General features: G+C 66.7%; 21 protein-coding genes. 10 read left to right on the top strand and 11 right to left on the bottom strand.

Annotated features, from left to right (window positions below; all coding sequences use genetic code 11):
- Nucleotides 1–184: 184 nt before the first annotated feature.
- From EHF32_RS10875 to EHF32_RS10860, 5 genes are all read right to left on the bottom strand, one after another.
- On the bottom strand, nt 185–820 hold the full coding sequence (locus tag EHF32_RS10875; protein WP_137418196.1) for a hypothetical protein: 636 nt from the start codon (nt 818–820) through the stop codon (nt 185–187).
- 491 nt (nt 821–1,311) lie between these two features.
- Nucleotides 1,312–2,649 (bottom strand): relaxase/mobilization nuclease domain-containing protein, encoded by a 1,338-nt coding sequence (locus tag EHF32_RS10870; protein ID WP_137418195.1) that lies wholly within the window; start codon nt 2,647–2,649, stop codon nt 1,312–1,314.
- Nucleotides 2,650–2,651: 2 nt separating this feature from the next.
- Nucleotides 2,652–3,170 carry a plasmid mobilization relaxosome protein MobC gene (gene mobC, locus EHF32_RS15785; RefSeq protein WP_161594096.1) on the bottom strand — a complete coding sequence of 173 codons (519 nt, stop codon included), beginning with the start codon at nt 3,168–3,170 and terminating at the stop codon, nt 2,652–2,654.
- Nucleotides 3,171–3,474: 304 nt separating this feature from the next.
- A complete protein-coding gene (locus EHF32_RS15780) occupies nt 3,475–3,891 on the bottom strand; it encodes a hypothetical protein (RefSeq protein ID WP_161594095.1) in 417 nt (138 codons plus the stop codon).
- Nucleotides 3,892–4,770: 879 nt separating this feature from the next.
- On the bottom strand, nt 4,771–5,007 hold the full coding sequence (locus EHF32_RS10860) for a helix-turn-helix transcriptional regulator (RefSeq protein ID WP_137418193.1): 237 nt from the start codon (nt 5,005–5,007) through the stop codon (nt 4,771–4,773).
- Between the two features lie 358 nt (nt 5,008–5,365).
- On the opposite strand from EHF32_RS10860, the gene EHF32_RS10855 reads away from it, so the two are divergent.
- Together EHF32_RS10855 and EHF32_RS10850 are read left to right on the top strand one after the other, a co-directional pair.
- A complete protein-coding gene (locus tag EHF32_RS10855; RefSeq protein WP_137418192.1) occupies nt 5,366–6,505 on the top strand; it encodes a tyrosine-type recombinase/integrase in 1,140 nt (379 codons plus the stop codon).
- Between the two features lie 269 nt (nt 6,506–6,774).
- Nucleotides 6,775–7,506, top strand: a complete 732-nt coding sequence (locus EHF32_RS10850) for a DUF1361 domain-containing protein (protein ID WP_137418191.1) — start codon at nt 6,775–6,777, stop codon at nt 7,504–7,506.
- Nucleotides 7,507–7,550: 44 nt separating this feature from the next.
- Here the strand turns inward: EHF32_RS10850 and EHF32_RS10845 are convergent, their stop codons facing one another.
- Nucleotides 7,551–8,165 carry a hypothetical protein gene (locus tag EHF32_RS10845; RefSeq protein WP_137418190.1) on the bottom strand — a complete coding sequence of 205 codons (615 nt, stop codon included), beginning with the start codon at nt 8,163–8,165 and terminating at the stop codon, nt 7,551–7,553.
- A 152-nt stretch (nt 8,166–8,317) separates the two neighbouring features.
- Between EHF32_RS10845 and EHF32_RS10840 the strand changes: the two genes are divergently transcribed.
- From EHF32_RS10840 to EHF32_RS10820, 5 genes are all read left to right on the top strand, one after another.
- Nucleotides 8,318–9,268, top strand: coding sequence for an aldo/keto reductase (locus EHF32_RS10840; protein WP_137418189.1), 951 nt, complete (start codon nt 8,318–8,320; stop codon nt 9,266–9,268).
- The gene (locus EHF32_RS10835; RefSeq protein ID WP_137418188.1) at nt 9,265–9,642 is read left to right on the top strand and encodes a MerR family transcriptional regulator; all 378 of its coding nucleotides are present in this window, start codon (nt 9,265–9,267) and stop codon (nt 9,640–9,642) included. Before EHF32_RS10840 ends, EHF32_RS10835 begins: the two co-directional genes overlap by 4 nt.
- A gap of 189 nt (nt 9,643–9,831) precedes the next feature.
- Entirely contained in the window at nt 9,832–10,344 is a 513-nt protein-coding gene (locus EHF32_RS10830; protein ID WP_137418187.1) for a hypothetical protein, read from the top strand.
- A gap of 4 nt (nt 10,345–10,348) precedes the next feature.
- A complete protein-coding gene (locus tag EHF32_RS10825; RefSeq protein WP_137418186.1) occupies nt 10,349–11,080 on the top strand; it encodes a hypothetical protein in 732 nt (243 codons plus the stop codon).
- Nucleotides 11,081–11,113: 33 nt separating this feature from the next.
- Nucleotides 11,114–11,512 (top strand): VOC family protein, encoded by a 399-nt coding sequence (locus EHF32_RS10820; RefSeq protein ID WP_137418185.1) that lies wholly within the window; start codon nt 11,114–11,116, stop codon nt 11,510–11,512.
- Between the two features lie 118 nt (nt 11,513–11,630).
- On the opposite strand, the gene nhaA is transcribed toward EHF32_RS10820, so the two are convergent.
- The gene (gene nhaA / locus EHF32_RS10815) at nt 11,631–12,995 is read right to left on the bottom strand and encodes a Na+/H+ antiporter NhaA (protein ID WP_137418184.1); all 1,365 of its coding nucleotides are present in this window, start codon (nt 12,993–12,995) and stop codon (nt 11,631–11,633) included.
- Between the two features lie 118 nt (nt 12,996–13,113).
- Nucleotides 13,114–13,881: an alpha/beta fold hydrolase gene (locus EHF32_RS10810; protein ID WP_137418183.1), complete on the bottom strand. Its 768-nt coding sequence runs from the start codon at nt 13,879–13,881 to the stop codon at nt 13,114–13,116.
- Between the two features lie 211 nt (nt 13,882–14,092).
- On the opposite strand from EHF32_RS10810, the gene EHF32_RS15775 reads away from it, so the two are divergent.
- The gene (locus EHF32_RS15775; protein WP_161594094.1) at nt 14,093–14,251 is read left to right on the top strand and encodes a hypothetical protein; all 159 of its coding nucleotides are present in this window, start codon (nt 14,093–14,095) and stop codon (nt 14,249–14,251) included.
- Nucleotides 14,252–14,400: 149 nt separating this feature from the next.
- On the top strand, nt 14,401–14,763 hold the full coding sequence (locus EHF32_RS10805) for a DUF7882 family protein (protein ID WP_137418182.1): 363 nt from the start codon (nt 14,401–14,403) through the stop codon (nt 14,761–14,763).
- Between the two features lie 28 nt (nt 14,764–14,791).
- On the opposite strand, the gene EHF32_RS10800 is transcribed toward EHF32_RS10805, so the two are convergent.
- The 3 genes from EHF32_RS10800 to EHF32_RS10790 are packed head-to-tail and all read right to left on the bottom strand — an operon-like array spanning nt 14,792 to nt 17,282.
- Complete coding sequence (locus EHF32_RS10800) at nt 14,792–15,505, bottom strand: GDSL-type esterase/lipase family protein (RefSeq protein WP_137418181.1); 714 nt, start codon at nt 15,503–15,505, stop codon at nt 14,792–14,794.
- Nucleotides 15,505–16,602 (bottom strand): sensor histidine kinase, encoded by a 1,098-nt coding sequence (locus EHF32_RS10795; protein WP_137418180.1) that lies wholly within the window; start codon nt 16,600–16,602, stop codon nt 15,505–15,507. The genes EHF32_RS10800 and EHF32_RS10795 overlap by 1 nt, the downstream gene beginning before the upstream one ends.
- On the bottom strand, nt 16,599–17,282 hold the full coding sequence (locus tag EHF32_RS10790; RefSeq protein ID WP_137418179.1) for a response regulator transcription factor: 684 nt from the start codon (nt 17,280–17,282) through the stop codon (nt 16,599–16,601). The genes EHF32_RS10795 and EHF32_RS10790 overlap by 4 nt, the downstream gene beginning before the upstream one ends.
- Before the next feature lie 100 nt (nt 17,283–17,382).
- On the opposite strand from EHF32_RS10790, the gene EHF32_RS10785 reads away from it, so the two are divergent.
- A complete protein-coding gene (locus tag EHF32_RS10785; protein WP_137418178.1) occupies nt 17,383–18,510 on the top strand; it encodes an acyltransferase family protein in 1,128 nt (375 codons plus the stop codon).
- Nucleotides 18,511–18,537 lie beyond the last annotated feature (27 nt).

Raw genomic sequence — 18,537 nt, 5'->3', positions numbered from 1 at the left:
ATGTCTACTGGGACCTTCGCACTTCGGGGAGCGCCTCGTGTGGTCATCTCACAGATGTGGACGCGGGTCCGACCCGCCGCTAACGGCGGCTTCGATCTCGGCGTAGGCGACTACTTGGGCTACGAACATCGCTACCGCGCTGCCGCAGAAGTTGCTTCGCTCTGCGGGCATATCTCGATTAGACCTAGTGCCGGTGTGTTGCGTTGAGGAGTTGTTCGACCTCGTCGAACCTGCCCCCGTCGAGCAGCCAGGCGCGTGGCGTCTGAGCGGCGACGGCAACCAGCTCTGCACGCCGTGTCTCCATAAAGGCGACGACGCTGGCCCAGTTCGTTGTTTCGCCGGCAGCCTCGATGACCTCAGGAAGGTGTGGCATGAGCGGCTCAGGATGGCCGATCGCGAACTGAAACACCGGGAAGCGCATCCGCTGCGCGATCTTTACGGCGTAGAGCCTTCGCTGGTCGACGGCAGCCAGGATGTCGGCGTGGGGTTTTCCCAGGTAGCTTGACACTTGCTCGAGAGACCAAGTGACATGAAGTGCGGAGAGGAAGCTGTCGGCGCCTTCGAGCACCAGGATGTACCGCGCAACGCGGTCACTGATCCGCGAAATCTCTGCTGGGGTCAAGGCGCTTGAGCTGAGTAGGAACTGGACCTCGGCCTCTGTCGGCGGAGCAGGCGCACGCATGGATCGCAATTTCTCGGTCAGAGCAGCGATCATCCATTCCGGATCGTCAGTCAGCTGACTGATCGCGTCAGCGAGATTCTGGATTGGTGTCCGTGGCGCGGGTTCATGGGCCACTGGGTCGAGGTCTCTGTCGTCCATTCGCTACACCGTAGTGGGGCGACAAGAGGTGTTCTCGGCAGGCGAGAGTCGCCAAAGAGAGCATGCACCGAATTAGTGCTCATATACGAGCAGAAAGCGTATTTATCTTCACATGTCTTCTCATAGAAGATTCGCAGACTCGCGTCGCACATCTGCTCTCTCGTGGCACGAGATTGTTCGCATGCGCACAAGTATCACGCAGCATTACTGAGGCGATTGCTGCGCGCGAAATCGTGAATTGGGCCTGGCGCGCTGTATGGAGTCCGGAGTCCTGTGACTATCGCCGTCGAGGTGACCGGGCACAAAGTGGCCGGAAACGGGTCACAGTCGGCCCACGCACTGCCCTCGGCCGGCGTTGCTTGGGCCGCTACTGGCCCGCTGCTGACCATCCTGTGGGCAGACCGGGGTCAACGTGTGGCCGGGGCCCTGCGGGGGCGAGAGCTGGCCGGTCTCTGGCCGTGCTGTGACCGGCACGTGTCCACGTGCGGGCCTCAATCGAGGCTGCGCTCGGCTTCCGGAAGATTGTCAACGTCCGTGACACGCGCGAGCTCGGGGAATCGAACGTGTAGTGGCAGCTTCTTGGCTCGGCGGGCAGCTGGCTCTGCTGGCTCGACGGGAAGATGCGGGCCGTCGTCCCGGCGGCCATCCACATGGTCGGCTGCCGTACGGGCGGTCGCGTCTTCCGCTTCGATATCCGACTGCTGCGCGCGAAGCTCCGCCAGGCTGGTTGTTCCTGGTGGTCTGGCATCCGTGAAGGGGGGTTCGGTCGTCGCAGCGTCCTCGCCACCATCCATTGCCGTACTCGCGGGCGCCGGCGTGTAGGTGTCAGCCTCGCTATAGGCAGGCGTCGGGGGAGACGCGAGTATCGCGGGGGCAGACTGATGGGCTCTGAGATTCCGCGCGAGCGCTTGCTCAACGGCGTCCATCTCGAAGGCGGTCCCGAGAGTCGTGCCGCGTCGTCGATCGGATGCGGTTGGCTCCGCGAGAGTCCCGTTGGGTTCTTCTCGCAGCAGCCCGTAGGAGATCCCCCGACCGCCTCTCCCGCGTTGCTCGATCTGCACGCCATGTGAACGTCCGACCGTGACGAAGCTGTCCCAATCGACGCTTTCCGGATCAGTGAGCGTCACATCGATGCGGTGTTTCAGGAGGTCGAGGCTGAAGGGCTCCTTGTTGCGGGGGAGGCCGAGGTCATCTGCGATATCGCATTCGGTCTCCCAGATGATGTGGCGTTGGAACTCGCGTAGTTCGTGGTTGGCCCTTGAACGCGCGGTGCGGAGGGAGCTGGGTTCGCCACGCTCGCGGCGTTCCGTCGCGTCGCTGAACGCCTGTTTCAGGTCTGCCCGCTGTTCGAACCCGTTCTCTGCAAGTACCTGCTCGTGTGCTTCGACAAGCCGTGCATGCGTGATCAGGCTGCTGTCGAGGCTGCGGCCCGTCTTGGTGTCGATGGAGTTGATGACGAGATGGTTGTGTACGCATCCTGTGGCACCGTCGCGCTGGGTCACGATGAGAGCCTGCCGGCCGGGGAACCGCTGTTCGGCAAGGGCGCTGCCGAGTCGTTGCGCGGTCATCCAGGCGTCAGGATCGTCCGGGTCGAGTTCGTCCGTGGCGAATGATTGGACGACGTGGTACGCCTGCACGAACGCGCCAGGCTTGTCCTTTCCCCACCGCTTGCGAACGTCACGCATCTGCTGTTTCGCGACGGAGACGAGCAGGCCGCCGACCCCGGACGCCATAACGTATCGTTCGAGCTTCTGGTCCGGCTTGTCCTCGAGGGCGTAGTTGATGAGGGCGTCCGCCGAACGGGTGGAGCTGGCTACCACGACTGCCATGATCAGGCATCTCCGCGGGGTGGGAGTCCTCGGTCGACGAGCCGCGCGATGCGGCGTTCAATATCGTCTGGGACTTGGCGAAGTTCGGCGACTGCATGAAGCGCACGAGTCAACTCTGCGGCTGTCACGGGATCTCCCGTGTTGACCCGCTTCGCGATCTGGTTCAGATTGCCGCCGATGTGCGCGATGTGATTGCGGATCGGCCCGAGCTCGTAGCCGAGTCTGTCGGAGATATCCGCCAGGCCCCAGGTCATTGACTCCGGGCTGCGGCGTTCGATCGCGAGCGCTCTGGCTTCGACCTGTGCTGCGTCTTCTTTGTCGGTGATAAGTAGACGAAGTGCTTCGGAGAAGGTGACCTCTTCGAGGTCGCGACCGGAGGACGCGGCTAAAGCTCGCCGCACGTCTTCGACGGCTCGTTCCTCGTCGTCACTGAATCTCAATGTGCGGCGCTTCGCGAAGTTGACGGCCTTCTTCCTCGGACGACGGGGCTTCGCTTCGCTCGCCTCGTCGGTCCTCGTCATCAGGCCGTCCCCTTCGCTCGGTTCTTTGTGCAGTCCGGGCCTCTGCTTCCCCGCTCCGCGAGGGTGGTCCCAGACTACACAAAGAACGGCGAGCAGTTTATCCGTCAGACATATCGCTCCGCTCACGTCTTCGGATACGGCTCGGTCAGGCTTCCAGCCCGACACCCGGAGGCGCCCCCGCCTTCCCCCGCCGAGGGCGGGACCCCCTTCCGGAAACAGAGGAACCCTCCTCTGCATCGCGGTGATGCGGAGGAGGGTTCCTCTGTGCGCGGCCCGAGCGCGAGGGTCGTAGAAAGGTCGTCGCTCAGGACGTCGGTCGACTTCCCTCCAATGGGAGCGGGGCTGGGTCCACGAATGGCTGCTCGGTCGCCCACGTTCGTTCGGTGTGCAGGCCTCCGATAATCTGCGCGGAACCAGGTGTCGTCTCCATGGACTTCGCGGGCGAACAGGCTGTGAGCAGGTCGGCCACGCGCTCAATGAGGCGTGCGCATCTCTTGCTCTCATCCCTGTCGGAGGCGACTTCGCGCTGCCCGTTCTTGCCGGCCCGGAGGATTGGCCGTTCGGCCTTGATCTCGAGGAGCTCGTACAGTTCTTCAACGGCGTTGCAGCGTGCGAATGCCGCGACTTTCATCGCGTCGTTCACGCTGCGCCTGTGGGCTTCCTCTTCAGCGAGCAGCTTGGCAATCTGTGCCGCACGGAGCTGACTTTGTGTCCTTCTCATGAGGTCTCCTAGGGTTTCTTGATGTAGGGGTAGTCCGACTCGCGGGGCGCGGAGATAAGCCGTCGAGCTGCTGTGGTGGATGGGGAGGGCTCACTCTCCTGAGGGTTGAGCCTCGTCCCGTGCCTTTTCACGCAGATATGCGTCCCGCCGGCGCTGCGATTCGCCCTTGACAGCGAGCCTGTCGAGGGCTGCATGGTTTCGGATAAAGACCCTTGGATAGGTTTCTCCGACCTCTCGAGGGGTCATCTTGCCGCGGTACACACTGAGCTTGATCTGATCGACAGAGATTGCCGGAGCCGTCGAGACATGGCCGAAATAGTGATCGATCATCTGTCCCGACCTGTCCAGACCTGTCCAACAGGGGGTTTATGGACGGCAGTGGTATCCCCAGGAGCGTCGAGAGCTGCTCGCGCATCCTCGAATGGCTCATCCGAAGAACGCCTTGGATGTGGGGCGCTGAACCTTCATCGCGGTCATGGATGAGCCACATGCAGCGATCGATCGACTTGCGCTGGAGACCGGCGCGCAGGTGGTTTAGGTCTGCGAACAGGTGCCCAGTCTCCGGGTGCCGGCGGGGAAGAGAGAACTTCCACATCCGCGCCCGAACCGGCGCCGCGCGAGTGAGTGCGGTGGCGGGGGTTTGCCGCAAAGGCGCAACGTAGGAGGTTCTGAGCCCAGCGAAGCCCACCGACGCCCAGTCGGAGCCCACTCCGGACACGTAGAGATGCCTCTCTGCGTGCGCGGAGAATGCCAGATCAGGAGCATAGATCTGGCCGATGTGCCCACTCCGGCCCACGTCGGAGAGGGGTGCCGAAGTTCCCAAAGTATGTACCGGCGTCATCGCCGGTACACGCGGTACAGGGGTCTCTTCGGCGGGGCTCATGCGCACAGCTCTTCCGCGGTGCTCAGGTGTTCCTGCGCGAGCAGCCACGTGTCGACGCTTTCGGGGCGATACCTCACGGAGCGACCGACACGCAGATACGCCGGCCCGGTGCCGCGGATGCGCCATTCGCTGAGAGTGCGTTCGGTCGTACCGAGTGCTTCGGCGAGTGTTGCCGGGGAGATGAGCGTGGCGAGGAGAGGAGCCGGAGAGGCCTCGAGAATGGATGTAGACATAGTGATCCCTTGGAGCAGCTTTGCTTCCAAGAGACCCGTCCACCTGGTCGTGTAGCCGGCCGTCTGGTGTCGGTGGCGCTCGTCGCGCCGTCTCTATCGCGTACTCGGACTTCGCGGAAGTACTTCCCCTCGGGGCTCGACCTTTGAAGTGCTTTTCCTCGTACTTGCCCTTTATGCCTAATTGATCTTCGGGCCATTTATTGAGTTGAAAGGAAGACGCTAGCACACGTTTCCGCTCGTTTACGAACAGAACTGGCTATCCGCTGGCGCGATGACCCCTGCGGCTGGTCAGGTGCAACCTCTCCTGCGCCCTAGGCTCACATTTACACGCATCCGAACCCACCCACGGAGGAGCCAGATGGGCAGCGCCTATGCCTACGAGACCCAGGCCGGGAAGCGGTGGGAGGCGCGTTACCGCAAGCCCGACGGGAAGACGGCCCGTAAGGGCGGTTTCATGCGGAAGCGTGATGCGGAGGCCTACCTCACTACCGTCGAGTCTTCCAAGCTGCAGGGTTCATATATCGCGCCAGGCGACGCTCAGATCACGGTCGGCGCCCTTGGGGGCGAGTGGCTGATCACTCATCGAGCGGCGGTCAAGCCGTCCACCTTCCACAGTGACGAGAGTGCGTGGCGTGTTCACGTCGAACCCGCGTGGGGGAACCGCAAGATCGGCTCCATTCGGCACACGGAGGTGGCGACGTGGGTGGCTGAACTGAGCCGGCATAAGTCCGCGACCACCGTGAAACGGTGCTACGGCGTGCTTGCCGCGATCCTGGACGGCGCCGTCCGTGACCGACGTATCCAGTCCAACCCCGCTCGCGACGTCAAGACGCCGCGGAAGAAGCTGCGCGCGCGCCCGTACCTGTCTCATAGGCAGGTGGAATGTCTAGCTGAAGAATCGATGTATCCGGACTTCGTCAGGTTTCTTGCTTACACGGGGCTTCGGTGGGGTGAGGCGATCGGACTCCAGGTAGAGCACGTTGACCTCAGGAAGCGCCGTTTGAACATTGAGGTCAACGCTGTCTTCGTGAACGGTCATGTCGTTGTCGGCACCCCGAAGCCGCATGAGCGGCGATCCGTCGTCTATCCGTCGTTTCTCGACGGCGCTCTTGCTCGAGCTACGAGAGGCAAGCGGTCGGGAGAGCTGGTGTGGCCTTCGGAAGCGGGAGGCTATCTCGCGCCCGGCAACGCTGTATCTGGGTGGTTCGCGGGTGCATCCAAGAGAGCGCGAGCGGCTGACGCTGCCTTGGCCGAAGAGGCGCGGGGGCGGGGTGAACGCGCGCCCGGTGAGATGCCTCGAGTCACTCCACACGACCTTAGACACACGGCAGCGTCTCTCGCGATCAGCGCCGGCGCCAACGTGAAAGCCGTGCAGCGCATGCTTGGCCACGCCAGCGCTGCGATGACCCTCGACACCTACGCGGACCTGTTCGAGGATGACCTGGATGAAGTGGCCTCCGCGCTTGACGTCCAAAGGTCTCTGGCGCTCCAGCGGTAACACAGCAGTAACGGAATGCCTGCGAGAGCCAGTGAGGCGATGTGAGTAGATGTGAGCTAGCTCCGCGGAAAATCGCGGAGAACGGATAGTCGCCCCGGAATGGCTGGTGGTGAAGATGGGTTCAAATCCCACCGTCACCGCCATGAAAACCCCCGAGGAATCGGGGGTTTTCGCATTTCCGGGTGCCGCGATCCGGAGGGCAAACGAGCCTGCCCATAGGATCGCGCCATGGCCCAGAAAGCCCCGCACTCGGTGAAGGATCAGGAGCGATGAACGCGATCCTCACTGCACTGGCGTGCGTGGTCCTGCTCAATGCCTACGCAGCGGTGCTGATCGTGCTCCGTGCGAAGGTGTACACGGTGCCGCTGTACCGGCCGATGCTGGTCAACATCGGGCTGTCGCTGGCGCCCGTGGCTCTCGCGTTCGTCGGGCTCGTCGGGTTCATCCTCGTGGCACCCGCCGCGCTCAGCCTCGGAGCCCTCTCGGCATCGGCGCCGGTCGTCGCCGTCTGGGTCTACCTCGGCATCGCCACATTGGCGTGGTTGGTGTTCTTCCCGAACTCCATCTACCTCATCACCGAGCTCAACTTCAGCCATCGCCGTGAGCACACCCCCGTCCCGCTCTGGTACGACATCGTGCACACTCTCACGCTCACCGGTTCGGGGCTCGCCAACGCGGTGCTCAGCCTCGCTCTGATCCACTTCGGCCTCATCGTCGTCATCGCGGATCCCGCGGCCGGTTCCGGACCGCCCGCATGGAGTTGGACGTTCGCCGCAATCGCGATACTGCTCGGCTCACTCGGCGTCTACCTCGGGCGGTACCTGCGCCTGAACAGCTGGGACGTTCGCCACCCCGCCGCCCTCATTCGCAAGCTCCGTGACCACTTCGCCGCCCGCGGCCGTGCCCTGGAGGGGGTGGCGTTCGTCGCCACCCACACGGTGCTCGTCGCGCTCCTCTACGTGCCGATCTTCGGCCTCGCCTACAACGCCCTCCTGAACTAGTCGAGGGTTTCAGGGCACCGCCACCGACCTCCGTTGAGCGCGTGTCAGCCGCCCGGGCCGGACGGCTGGATGGGGGCGCCGTCGCCGTTCTCGGGCAGATCGCCGCGCTCCACGGGGGTCGGCGGCGTTCTCGGGGTGTCGGAGAACATGTGGTCGAGCTCCGTCGACGAGGGCACGTGAACCGCCTTCGCGGCCGCGTCGATCTCGTCCGCTGTGGCCCCGGCCGACCCGATGATGCGCACCGTCGCGCCGGCGCGCACGACGATGTCCTCGTGAGTGCCGTTGCGCTCTCGGTGCCAGATCCCGTCCTGCTCGGTGCAGGTGACGGGAGTCTCGGGATCGTCCCACATCGGCAGCGCCGCGCAGGTCTCGGCGGTCATATCGCCTCGCTGCGTGCGCAAAGAGATCAGGGCGCCCGACCCGTCGCGGATCCAGGTCGCCGACATGCCGTCGTCGTTCGACACGCCGACCGACTGGGGAGCCAGGGTGTAGCCCGGCACCGCGGTAGTGAAGACGAGGTCGGCCGAGATGCCGACCTCGCCGACCCGCTCGGCGATCGCGTCGGCGCTCGCCGGATTGCCGGCCGAAGTGGCGCATCCGGCCGCGACCACCGTCACGAGGGCGAGCCATACGCCGAGGAGGGGGCGGGAGGCGCGCATGACGGCATCATGACGCAGATCGCGCGATGCGGCAAAGCCCGTCACGCGGGACACGATCGTCCCGGATCCGGCGTGAGGTCGGGAGTCGCCGGCTTCGCGTCGCAGAGCCCGATTTGACCTGGAGCGCACTCCAGGTGGTTCGCTGCGTGTTCATGGACACTCTCAATGGCAACGGATTCGCCCTGGGCGCGATGTGGTTCGGTACTCGGCTCTCGGAGAAGACGTCGTTCGCGCTGCTCGATCGTTTCGTCTCACGCGGCGGACGCTGGCTCGACACATCCGACAACTACGCGTTCTGGGCATCACCGTCCGGCCGGGGCGGGGCGAGCGAGACGGTGCTCGGGGAATGGCTCCGTCGTCATCCGGGTGTGCGAGATGACGTGTCGATCTCGACCAAGGTCGGCGCGAACCCGACTCAGGCCGGTGCCGGTGCCGCATCCCTGGAGGGGCTGGCCCCCAGCGCCATCGCCGAGGCGGTGGCGGGATCGCTGGAGCGGCTCGGCGTCGAGACGATCGACCTGCTGTGGGCGCACGTCGAAGACCGCACGGTGCCGCTCGAGGATCAGGTCGAGGCCTTCGGAGCCCTCGTCGCAGACGGGGGGGTCGGGCGGCTGGGCGCGTCCAATCATGCGACGTGGCGCGTCGAGAGAGCGCGCGCCACGGCGCGGGCGCGGGACGTCGAGCCCTTCCGCTTCGTGCAGCTGCGGCACAGCTACCTCCAGCCGGTCCCGTTCGCGCCGCTTCCGGAGTGGGGACACGTCATCGCATCGCCCGAGGCGATCGACTACGTCGCATCCGAGGGGCTCGGGATGTGGGCGTACACGACGTTGCTCGGTGGGGCCTTCGCCCGACCGGAGCGGTTGCAGGAGGCGTACCGGCATCCCGATACGGAGCGTCGTCTGGCAGCACTGGACCGGGTCGCTCGTCGGTGGGATGCGACGCGGAACCAGGTCGTGCTGTCATGGTTGCTCGAGGGATCACCCGTGGTGACCCCGATCGTCGGGGTGTCGGATCTCGCTCAGTTGGATGAGGCGATGGATGCCCTGCAACTGCACTTGCAGGCCGACGATCGTGACGAACTCGACGGAAGGCAGCCCGAATGATCCCGACGTTCACGATGGGCGAGGCCACCGCTGCGACGGGCCTCACCGCGGACACGCTCCGCTATTACGAGGACGAGAGCATCATCGGGCCGTTCGCCCGCGACCACCGGAACCACCGGGTCTTCAGCGAGAAGGACATCGCCTGGATCCACGTCGTGACCTGCATGAAGGATGCCGGGCTCGGCATCGATGAACTGCGCACCTTCGCCGATCTGCTGCACGGCCCGCACGCCTCGCCCGATCCCGTCGGCTTCCTGCGCGAGCGTCGAGCGGCCCTGGAGGAGCGCCGGCAGGTACTCGCCCGCGCGATCGCGGTGATGGACGAGAAGATCGCACACTTCGCGCACTCGACCATCGAGGAGGAGGAACAGTGATCGACGCTCTGACCCTGCCCGCATCCCTCGCTCTCCGCGACGTCGGTCTCACGCGCATCGTCGCGCTGCCGAAGTCGCTCTGACGGCGGGCGATGTATCCGGCCTGTGGATGACGTCCGGGGAGCAACTTCTGTTCTCCCTATGCTGTGCCCCACAGCGAACATTCCGCGCCCGAACGGAGAAACACCCATGCCCGATCACGCTGCCCTCGCCGCATCCCTGACGACGCCGGAGGCGTTCCTCGCGCTCACCGACGAAGGCGGTGTCTTCGGCGTCAAGAAGTCGGCGAAGACCGCGCTCGACATCTGGAACCAGGCCGACGCCCGCTATGTCGGCGTCTACCGGGGCTTCCACGCGCCCGGCGGGAAGGGCACCGGGTTCGTCATCCGCACCTACTGGGACCCCGCGCGCGTGACGCCCGATCTCGACGCCATCGAGGTGGCGATCCAGACGGCGCTCCCCGTCGAACTCACGCGAGCCGACGAGAAGATCACCTGGAAGGCGCGCAACAACAAGCAGGCGAGCTTCTTCGCCTGGCGCATCTCGCAGCAGCAGGCCCTGTCGCTGTGGTTCCAGGAGCGTTTCGGGGTGAGCGCGTGCGCGACGCAGCTGTTCGACCGCGCCGATGTCCATCAGGATGTCGCTGTGGTGGCGACCGCGGGTGGCATTGACAACCTCTGGTCGTTCACTTCGGAGGGCTGATCGCGTGCCGGAGGCGCCGCGCGGGCGGCCGGTGCGCCGCGCCTCGAGGTCCGTCCTGGGGGCCGCGGCGACCGTCCTCGGCATCGTCGCGATCGTGTTCCTCTCCGCCGACTCGTCGGCCGGCGGTGCCGTGCGCGCGGTGCTCGTCGCCTTCGCGATCCTGTGCGTCGTCGTTCCGGCGGCCATCGCCGTCGGCTCCGTCTGGATGCGCTCGCGCAATCGTCAGCAGGAGTCGGATGCAGGCGCGGCTCGCCTCTCTGATCGAGCCGTGCGCGTGCAGCAGCTGCTCGGCAGGGCCGCTGTCCGCATGGCCCCCGACGGCCGCGCCGATGTCCATGCCCGCGCCGCGCTCGGTGACGAGTTCAGGATCGCCGAGTCGACCGTTCGAGGGCTTCCGCCCGACGAGCTGCTCGGCTTCCTCTGGGTGGCGCGGCCGTCGCAGCCCGACCGCTTCCCGAGATCGGCCGAGTTCGCGGGGCTCCCCGCGCACGTGCAGGACATGATCGTGCTGCTCGATCTGCGGCGCGAGGTACAACTGCGCGGGGCCGACGCGGCGTTGCGCGCGACATCCGGCGTCTATCACCACGACCGCCCTCGCACCCTCGCCGCGGTGAGGCGCACCGGCAACGCGCTGTTGCTCGCGCAGATCGAGGCGCCCCAGCCCCGCACCGACGAGCTGCTGACCGCCCTCGATGATCCCGCGACGTGGGAGCGGCTGCTGCGGGCCCACACTTGACGTGATCGTCCGCCCTTTGCGAGGGTGTGCGCCATGAGCCTCTTCCTCACCTGCCCCGTCGAAGACGTCGAGCGTGCGACCGCGTTCTACGCAGCTCTCGGGTGGAGCCTGAACGCCGAGATGTCGAACGACGATGTGTCGTGTTTCGTGATCGCTCCCGACCAGTACGTCATGCTCGGCAGCCGAGAGATGTACGCGCGTGTCGGCGGAACCGAGGATCTCATCGGAGGGCCTGACACGCCCTCGAAGATCACGGTGTCGTTCGATCTCGACAGTCGCGAGGCCGTCGATGAACTCGTCGAGCGTGCTCGCGCTGCGGGAGGTCGGATCGGCGACATCGACGACTACCCGTTCATGTACCAGCGCCAGTTCGACGACCCCGACGGCTACCACTACTCGCCGTTCTGGATGAAGCCGGAAGCGGCGACCTGAGCGCGCCTGCCGCGAGGGGCGTGGTCGGGGCATCTCCGAGGACCAGGATGCGATCGGTCATGGCGTGCTCTCTGTCGCAGGGAACGGTCGACGACCGTTGCCGACCAGACTTCCCGGCTCACCGATTGCGAGGGCGACTCTCCTCGTCCTCACCGCGCTTCGTGTGCACCGGCTGCTCGTAGACATCCGGCACGTCGTTCGCGTCCGCATCGATCTGCTCCTGCCGCGCGAGCTGCGCGTAGCGGCGGTTCCGGGCGATCAGAACGGATGCGGCGAGCACAGACGCGAGCACCGAGGCCACCATGATGGCGATCTTCGCGTCGGCGTTGTGGGGGGAGCCGTCGGCGAAGCTGAGCTCCGCGATGAGCAGCGAGACGGTGAATCCGATGCCGGCCAGGAGCCCGACACCCATCAGATCGATCCAGCGGAGCGCGGGATTCAGCCGCACGCGGGTGATGAGGGTCAACAGGCGCACGCCGAGGAGGATGCCCAACGGCTTGCCGAGGACCAGTCCCGCGGCGACTCCGATGGTCACCGGGTCGGTGGCGGCGCGCACGAGGCCGTCCCAGCCGCCCACCGCGACGCCGGCGGCGAAGAAAGCGAAGACCGGAACCGCGAAGCCGGCCGACAACGGACGGAAGCGGTGCTCGAAGCTCTCGGCGAGATCGCTCGCGTCGCCCCGATCCCGTCTAGATGCGCGAACCGGAATCGTGAACGCCAGCGCGACGCCCGCGATCGTGGCGTGCACCCCCGACGCGTGCAGGAAAGCCCAGGCGGTGAATCCGATGGGCAGCAGGATGAGCCACGCCGCGGACGGATGCCGAGTGAAGAACGCGCGGCCGCGCTGCGCGATGATGCCGTAGACCACCACCAGTACTGCGAAGACGGCCAACGGGACCACCTGGATGTCGCTCGTGTAGAACACGGCGATGATCCCGATCGCGATGAGGTCGTCTACGACGGCGAGCGTCAGGAGGAAGATTCGCAGGGGGCCGGGGAGATGTGAGCCCACGAGCGCGAGGATGGCCACCGCGAAGGCGATGTCGGTGGCGGTCGGAATCGCCCAGCCCTCCAGGAGCGACGGCTGCGTCCAGACGATGCCCACGTAGATGAGCGCCGGCACGACGACGCCGCCGACGGCAGCCGTGATCGGCACGATCGCCGTGCTGAATCGCCGCAGGTCGCCGACGACGATCTCCCGCTTCAACTCCAGTCCCACCATGAAGAAGAAGATCGCCAACAGGCCGTCGGCGGCCCAGGCGCCGACGCTGAGTTCGAGATGCCACGGCTCGTAGCCGAACCGGAAGTCGCGCAGGGTGAAGTAGGCCTCGGATGCCGGGGAGTTCGCCCAGATGATCGCGGCGGCTGCGGCGATCACCAGCAGTGCGCCTCCCACCGCCTCTTTTCGCAGGAGGCGGGTGACACGCTGAACCTCGGCTGATCCCGGCCAACGGGGCGCGCGAATCGACGGCTCTGTGGACATGAGGCTCCTCGGGGTCGTTCGACAGAAGTGTCGACCAGACTTCCCGACGCGCCGTCCACCATTCTAGGGAACGCGCGGGGCCTGTGTTCCTCCGCGCCGTCATGTTGTGGGAGCTTCGTCAGGAGTCGAGATGACGCGTGATGGCGTCCGCGACCGATGCGGGATCCTCGAGGGGCACGAAGTGCCCCGTATCCACAGACTGCAACGTGATGTCGGTGAACCATGCGGTCAGCTCGTCTGCCCACTGCAGGGGGAAGAGCGGATCGCGCTCTGGCCACAGCATGGTCGTCGGCGTGTGGATGACGCCGGTGCCCGAGTACCCGATGTTGTCCCGGTACCAGGCGAGACTCGCCTCGAAGGCGCCCGGACGGGAGTAGGCCCGCACGACGCGGTCGAACCTCTCACCATGGATGAGCTCCGCGCCCGGCGCCCACGATTCGACGATACCCTCGAGATAGGTGCGCACCGCATCCGGGCTGCCGTCGATGAGACGGGAGGCGAGCCCGGAACGATGGAAGTGCTGGTACCAGAACCGATCAGCGAGCTCGGGCGCACCCGCGCGTGCGCCGATCCCGGGATAGCCGGGAGTCAGCACGGCCCCGGCGAACCGATCGGGAGCCTGACGGAGCATCGCCTGCGCGATGCGGCTGCCGATGTCGTACCCGACGACGACGGCCGGAGAGGACACGGGGATCGTCGGCAGCAAGCGCGCCGCGTGTCGATCGGCCGAGGCCGCTCCTGCCGCGAGCGGGCCGTCGAAGCCCGTACCGAAACCTGTCAGTGCCGGAACGATGCAGCGCGCATCGGGCAGCCGCGAGACGACCTCGTCGTAATCCGAGGCGAGGCCCGGCCAGCCGTGGAGCAGCACGACGGCGGGTTGATCCATCGAGGTGCTCCGCCTTCATCGAGTCGACCGGAAGAATCCGCCGGAGGCGGTGCCCGGATGTTATCGCGCCACGCGGTATCGATCGGGGATCTTTCGGGTTTTCTGCGTCGGGCGCTGTGGTCTCCCGCGGAGCGGTGAGCGGCACTATGCGCCTCGTCGCCGGTCGTCAAGGCGGTGGAGGGTGTGAAACGCATACGGGTAGGAACGAGCGATGCTCTTCGTCGTCCCCGTTCAGTTGATCGTGCCGATCGCCGGGGATCGCTACGGCCACGGTGTCGAGGTCGACGCCGACAACTGGGCCGAGGCCATGGCGGACGTGCTGATCGCCGTGGGGCCGGACTGGGAGGTATCGGAGCCGTTTCGCTGCTGACGTAATCCGATCCCACAGGGTTGCGCATCGCCATCCTCCGGAGGATCGTTGCTGGTCAACCGCCCCCGGAGCGTGTCGATTTCTCAGGTCTGGACCACTGTCGAACGGCTGATCGTCGCTCACTCCGCTGGGGCAGGCCGGAGCCCATCATGGGAAAACTGATCTACGACCAGTACACGAAGGCGGAGTTCGAGGATCGCACCCTGGCTCATCTCCAGCAGGTGATCTTCACCAAGCTGCGTCGCAACGAGTCGTTCGCGTTGACCTGGAAAGAAGACGTGAGCCTCGGAAGCGGGCGGACCTCCGTCTGGCTCCATCCGAATGCGAACCTGCAGTTCAAGTTCTTCGGTACGCGCGAACCGGCTCTCAATCGGGCGTGGCTGGAAGCACTCGCGTACACCGCGAACGGCCCCGCGGGGCTCTACGTCGTGCCGGAACCGGCGCCGAGCGAGGTTCCGGTTCCGACGCCGCGCGGTACGTCGCAGCGCTTCGATCTCGTGCCCGCGGACTGAGCTCTCGGGCACGCCCGCCGAGCCGAGGTCAGCAGAGGGCGGCGGAGCCCGCGACGAGATCCGCCAGGGCCGACTGCTCGGCATCGTTCGGATGCAGGTGATCGCCGGAGTCGAAGGCGGGCAGGATGCGGTTGGGGTGAGCGGGATCGGCGAGCACGGCGTCGAAGTCGATCACATCGACACCTGTGACCTCCCCCGCGCGCAGCGCCGCGTTCACCTCGACGCGGGTCTGTTCTCCGGCGGGGTCCCAACGGTCGAACCCGCCGTAGGGAGTGAGCGTGGCGACCGTGGTCAGCACGCCGGCGGCCCGCGCCTCGTCGGCGAAGCGACGGATCCCCGCGAGGATCTCCGCGGCGCGGTACTCGTGCGGAACCGCCTGGATGTCATTGATGATGTCGGTCAGGATGACCCGGTGGACCCCGGGGATCGACAGCCCGTCCGCCTGCAGGCGTGACAGGCTGCTGGGCAGATCGGGGTAGGACGTCAGCAGGCGGGTGGCTCCGATACTCCGGTTGACCACTCGGCACCCGCGCGCCGCCGCCGCTTCTTCGTGTCCCGCGAGGGTGGGCCAGTCGTGCCCCGAACTCGCGTGGTACCCCTGGGAGATCGACGCGCCGATCACCACGGTCAGCGAGGCGCTCGCCGTCGGCGAGGGCGGCGTGGCGGCCAGCGCCGTCGCCCCGATGATGACGGCCGCCCCCAGGCTCGCGGCCCACGCGACGGCGCGTACGCGCACGCGCATCAGAGCTCGTCCTGCGTCGAGCTGCCCTCGAAACGCAGGGTGACCAGGAGCCCGCCCGACGGTCGGGAGCTGAGCGACAGATCGACGGTGTGGAGCTCGGCGATCCGCTGCGCGATCGACAATCCCAGACCGTGTCCTTTCGCGCCGGTGCGCGCGTGCAGTCGAGTGAACGGCTCGGCGAGCGTCTGCAGAAGCTCCGGGGGGATGTGCTCCCCGTCGTTCTCGATGGCCAGCACCGGCGTTCCCGACGCGGTGAGGGATACCGCCAGCGTGCCGCCGTCCTGGTTGTGGATGACGGCGTTGCGCAGCAGGTTCGCGAGGAGCTGGCCGAGCAGCTGCCGGTTGCCGATGATGCGCACCGGGTCGAGCCGGAGCTTCACCTTCACCCGGCGCTCACGGATCTCGGCTTCGAGCTCGCTGATCTGCTCGGCCACCAGCTCCCGCAGGTCCACGCCCGACATGCTCAGATGCGCTTCGGCGGCGGCGAGTTCGAGCAGGGCGCTCGTGATCGAGATCATGCGGTCGTTGACCGAGAGCAGGCGCCGGAACGTGACCGCGGCCTCGTCCGACGGGCGGTCGCGAAGGGCGACCTGCAGCAGCGTGCGAGACGTCGCAAGCGGAGTGCGCAGCTCGTGCGAGGCATTGGCTGCGAACCGATTGCCGCTCTCCGCGCTCGCCTGCACCTGATCGAGGAGTGTGTTGACGGCAACGAACAGGTCACGGGTCTCGGCGGGAGCGCTCGGCGGGACGAGTCTCACATCTCGCTCCTGCTCGGCCTCCGCCTCGACGAGGGTGGTGACCGCATCCGCATACGGGCGGGTGAGGCGCCCGATGACGAGCCACGCTGCGGCGGTGACGGCCGCGACGATCAGCACGCTGAGCGGAAGGATCACGCCGAACGAGAGCGAGATCACCTGATCGATGCTGACGGCGTCGGCGTAGAGGAAGCCTCCTCCCGAGGGCTCCTGTACCGAGCCGGACTGCGCGTTGAGCCTCAGGACCACGAGCGTCAGGAGGCCGATGAGAGCGGCGGCGACGACAACGGAGGCCGCGGCGACCGCGGTCAGGACGGTGCGCAGGCGCAGTGAAGCGATCATGGTGTGGGCTCTCCGCTCGAGGGACGGACGATGCGGTAGCCCGCGCCCGGAACGGTCTCGACGAGAGCCGGTGCCCCCATCTTCTTGCGGAGAGTGGAGACGGTGACGCGGATCGTATTGGTGAACGGGTCGGCATTCTCATCCCACGCCTGCTCGAGCAGATCCTCGGCGCTCACCACCCCGCCGGCAGCGCGGACCAATACCTCCAGCACGGCGAACTCCTTGCGGGTGAGGTGCAAGAAGCGCCCCTCGCGGTACGCCTCGCGCCGGAACGAGTCGACGCGGAGGTCGCCGACGTCGAGCACCGGAGGCACGGCGACACCCGACCGGCGATACAGCGCGGCGATCCGTGCCACGAGCTCGTCGAAGTCGAAGGGCTTCGTGAGGTAGTCGTCCGCACCGATCGCCAGCCCCGCGACCCGCTCGGAGACGGCGGCGGATGCGGTGAGCATCAGCACCTTCGGGGCGTCGTCCATCCGCGTGATCCGACGGCAGACGTCATCGCCGTGCACCACGGGGATGTCGCGGTCCAGTACGACCACGTCGTACCTCGTCTCGGCGACCGCCTCCATGGCGCGAGCGCCGTCCCTGGCCACATCCGCCGCGATCGCCTCGATGCGCAGCCCACGTTGAATCGCATCCGCGAGGAGCGGCTCGTCTTCGACGATCAGTACGCGCATCGGCGGTCACCTCCGCGACAAGTCGACCACAGCGAACCTAAACGCAGCGTAAAGCGCCCGCCGAACGTTCTCGCAATGCGCGCGCTGGTGGGCTCGTGCGATGACCGCGGCTCACCTCACCCGTCCCCTTGTCGTCGAAGCCGACACGCCCGCCGCGCCACGCATCGCACTCGGCTCGCTCACTGGGCTGCGAGCGATCGCCGCGCTGGTCGTCTTCCTGTACCACCTGCGCAACATGCAGTACTTCGGCGGCGGCACGCAGACCGCGCTCTCGGTCGTCTTCGGTGCCGGTGCCAGCGCCGTGTCGCTCTTCTTCATCCTCTCGGGATTCGTGCTCGCTTTCTCGTACCGCCCGCAGCGCGTCCGAGAGTTCTACCGACGACGCTTCGCCCGGATCTACCCGCTCCACCTCGTCGGCGTCGCGCTCGCACTGTGGGTCGGCGCCATCATGTTCCCCGCCATCCGCACGTCCGACCCGCTGGCGCTCCTGTCCAACGTGCTCCTGGTCAATCCGTGGCGGGCGGACTGGTGGCAGGCGGGTAACCCCGTCGCCTGGTCGCTCGCGTGCGAGGCGTTCTTCTACCTCTGCTTCCCGGTGCTGATCCGTCTCATCGCGGGACGCAGCCGCCGCGTCACCGCCGTGATCCTGGTCTTCAGCATCGCGGCGGCATGGATGGTGCCGGCCGCGGTCACCGCGCTCACCCCGCCCATCTCGGCATACAGCTTCCCGCCCGCGCGACTGGCGGAGTTCGTCGCGGGCATCGCCGCAGCCCTCCTCGTCCGAGACCACGGCTGGCGCATCGCTCGGCTCACCCCGGCGGTGCTCACCGCTCTCGGGGGCTACGCATCCGCGTCGCTGCTGGGCGAGACACCGTTCGGTGCCGGATCGGCGACGTGTGTCGGCTTCGTTCTGCTCATCGTCGCTCTCGCCAGCGCCGACATCGAGCGCAGGGCGACGGGGCTCTCCTCCCGTGTCATGCAGAAGCTCGGCGCCGCCTCCTTCGCGTTCTACATCGTGCATCTGCTGATCCTGCAGAGCGTGATGCGGTTCCTCCCGTCCGAGCGGACGGATGCGGTAGCGGCCGTCGGGGCGGCCATCGCGCTGGCGATCGCGCTCGGCCTCGCCCTCGTCCTCCATCGCGGTGTCGAGCAGCCCGCCCACGACCTGTTGGTCGGTCGGTCGGCGCGCCGACGGTCGCGCCCGAGTCGCGCGGTGGTTCTCTCCTGAACGGGGAGGGGGCGGCCGGGCCGGATC

The organism is Microbacterium sp. RG1, assembly GCF_005347485.1.
Classification (GTDB): Bacteria; Actinomycetota; Actinomycetes; order Actinomycetales; family Microbacteriaceae; genus Microbacterium; species Microbacterium binotii_A.
This window is presented reverse-complemented; position numbering and strand designations above follow the sequence as displayed.

Excerpts from the sequence above, each read along its gene's own strand:
- EHF32_RS10875 (WP_137418196.1), bottom strand. The coding sequence starts at position 820 with ATGGACGACAGAGACCTCGACCCAGTGGCCCATGAACCCGCGCCACGG.
- EHF32_RS10870 (WP_137418195.1), bottom strand. The coding sequence starts at position 2,649 with ATGGCAGTCGTGGTAGCCAGCTCCACCCGTTCGGCGGACGCCCTCATC.
- mobC (WP_161594096.1), bottom strand. The coding sequence starts at position 3,170 with ATGACGAGGACCGACGAGGCGAGCGAAGCGAAGCCCCGTCGTCCGAGG.
- EHF32_RS15780 (WP_161594095.1), bottom strand. The coding sequence starts at position 3,891 with ATGAGAAGGACACAAAGTCAGCTCCGTGCGGCACAGATTGCCAAGCTG.
- EHF32_RS10860 (WP_137418193.1), bottom strand. The coding sequence starts at position 5,007 with ATGTCTACATCCATTCTCGAGGCCTCTCCGGCTCCTCTCCTCGCCACG.
- EHF32_RS10855 (WP_137418192.1), top strand. The coding sequence starts at position 5,366 with ATGGGCAGCGCCTATGCCTACGAGACCCAGGCCGGGAAGCGGTGGGAG.
- EHF32_RS10850 (WP_137418191.1), top strand. The coding sequence starts at position 6,775 with ATGAACGCGATCCTCACTGCACTGGCGTGCGTGGTCCTGCTCAATGCC.
- EHF32_RS10845 (WP_137418190.1), bottom strand. The coding sequence starts at position 8,165 with ATGCGCGCCTCCCGCCCCCTCCTCGGCGTATGGCTCGCCCTCGTGACG.
- EHF32_RS10840 (WP_137418189.1), top strand. The coding sequence starts at position 8,318 with ATGGACACTCTCAATGGCAACGGATTCGCCCTGGGCGCGATGTGGTTC.
- EHF32_RS10835 (WP_137418188.1), top strand. The coding sequence starts at position 9,265 with ATGATCCCGACGTTCACGATGGGCGAGGCCACCGCTGCGACGGGCCTC.
- EHF32_RS10830 (WP_137418187.1), top strand. The coding sequence starts at position 9,832 with ATGCCCGATCACGCTGCCCTCGCCGCATCCCTGACGACGCCGGAGGCG.
- EHF32_RS10820 (WP_137418185.1), top strand. The coding sequence starts at position 11,114 with ATGAGCCTCTTCCTCACCTGCCCCGTCGAAGACGTCGAGCGTGCGACC.
- nhaA (WP_137418184.1), bottom strand. The coding sequence starts at position 12,995 with ATGTCCACAGAGCCGTCGATTCGCGCGCCCCGTTGGCCGGGATCAGCC.
- EHF32_RS10810 (WP_137418183.1), bottom strand. The coding sequence starts at position 13,881 with ATGGATCAACCCGCCGTCGTGCTGCTCCACGGCTGGCCGGGCCTCGCC.
- EHF32_RS15775 (WP_161594094.1), top strand. The coding sequence starts at position 14,093 with ATGCTCTTCGTCGTCCCCGTTCAGTTGATCGTGCCGATCGCCGGGGAT.
- EHF32_RS10805 (WP_137418182.1), top strand. The coding sequence starts at position 14,401 with ATGGGAAAACTGATCTACGACCAGTACACGAAGGCGGAGTTCGAGGAT.
- EHF32_RS10800 (WP_137418181.1), bottom strand. The coding sequence starts at position 15,505 with ATGCGCGTGCGCGTACGCGCCGTCGCGTGGGCCGCGAGCCTGGGGGCG.
- EHF32_RS10795 (WP_137418180.1), bottom strand. The coding sequence starts at position 16,602 with ATGATCGCTTCACTGCGCCTGCGCACCGTCCTGACCGCGGTCGCCGCG.
- EHF32_RS10790 (WP_137418179.1), bottom strand. The coding sequence starts at position 17,282 with ATGCGCGTACTGATCGTCGAAGACGAGCCGCTCCTCGCGGATGCGATT.
- EHF32_RS10785 (WP_137418178.1), top strand. The coding sequence starts at position 17,383 with ATGACCGCGGCTCACCTCACCCGTCCCCTTGTCGTCGAAGCCGACACG.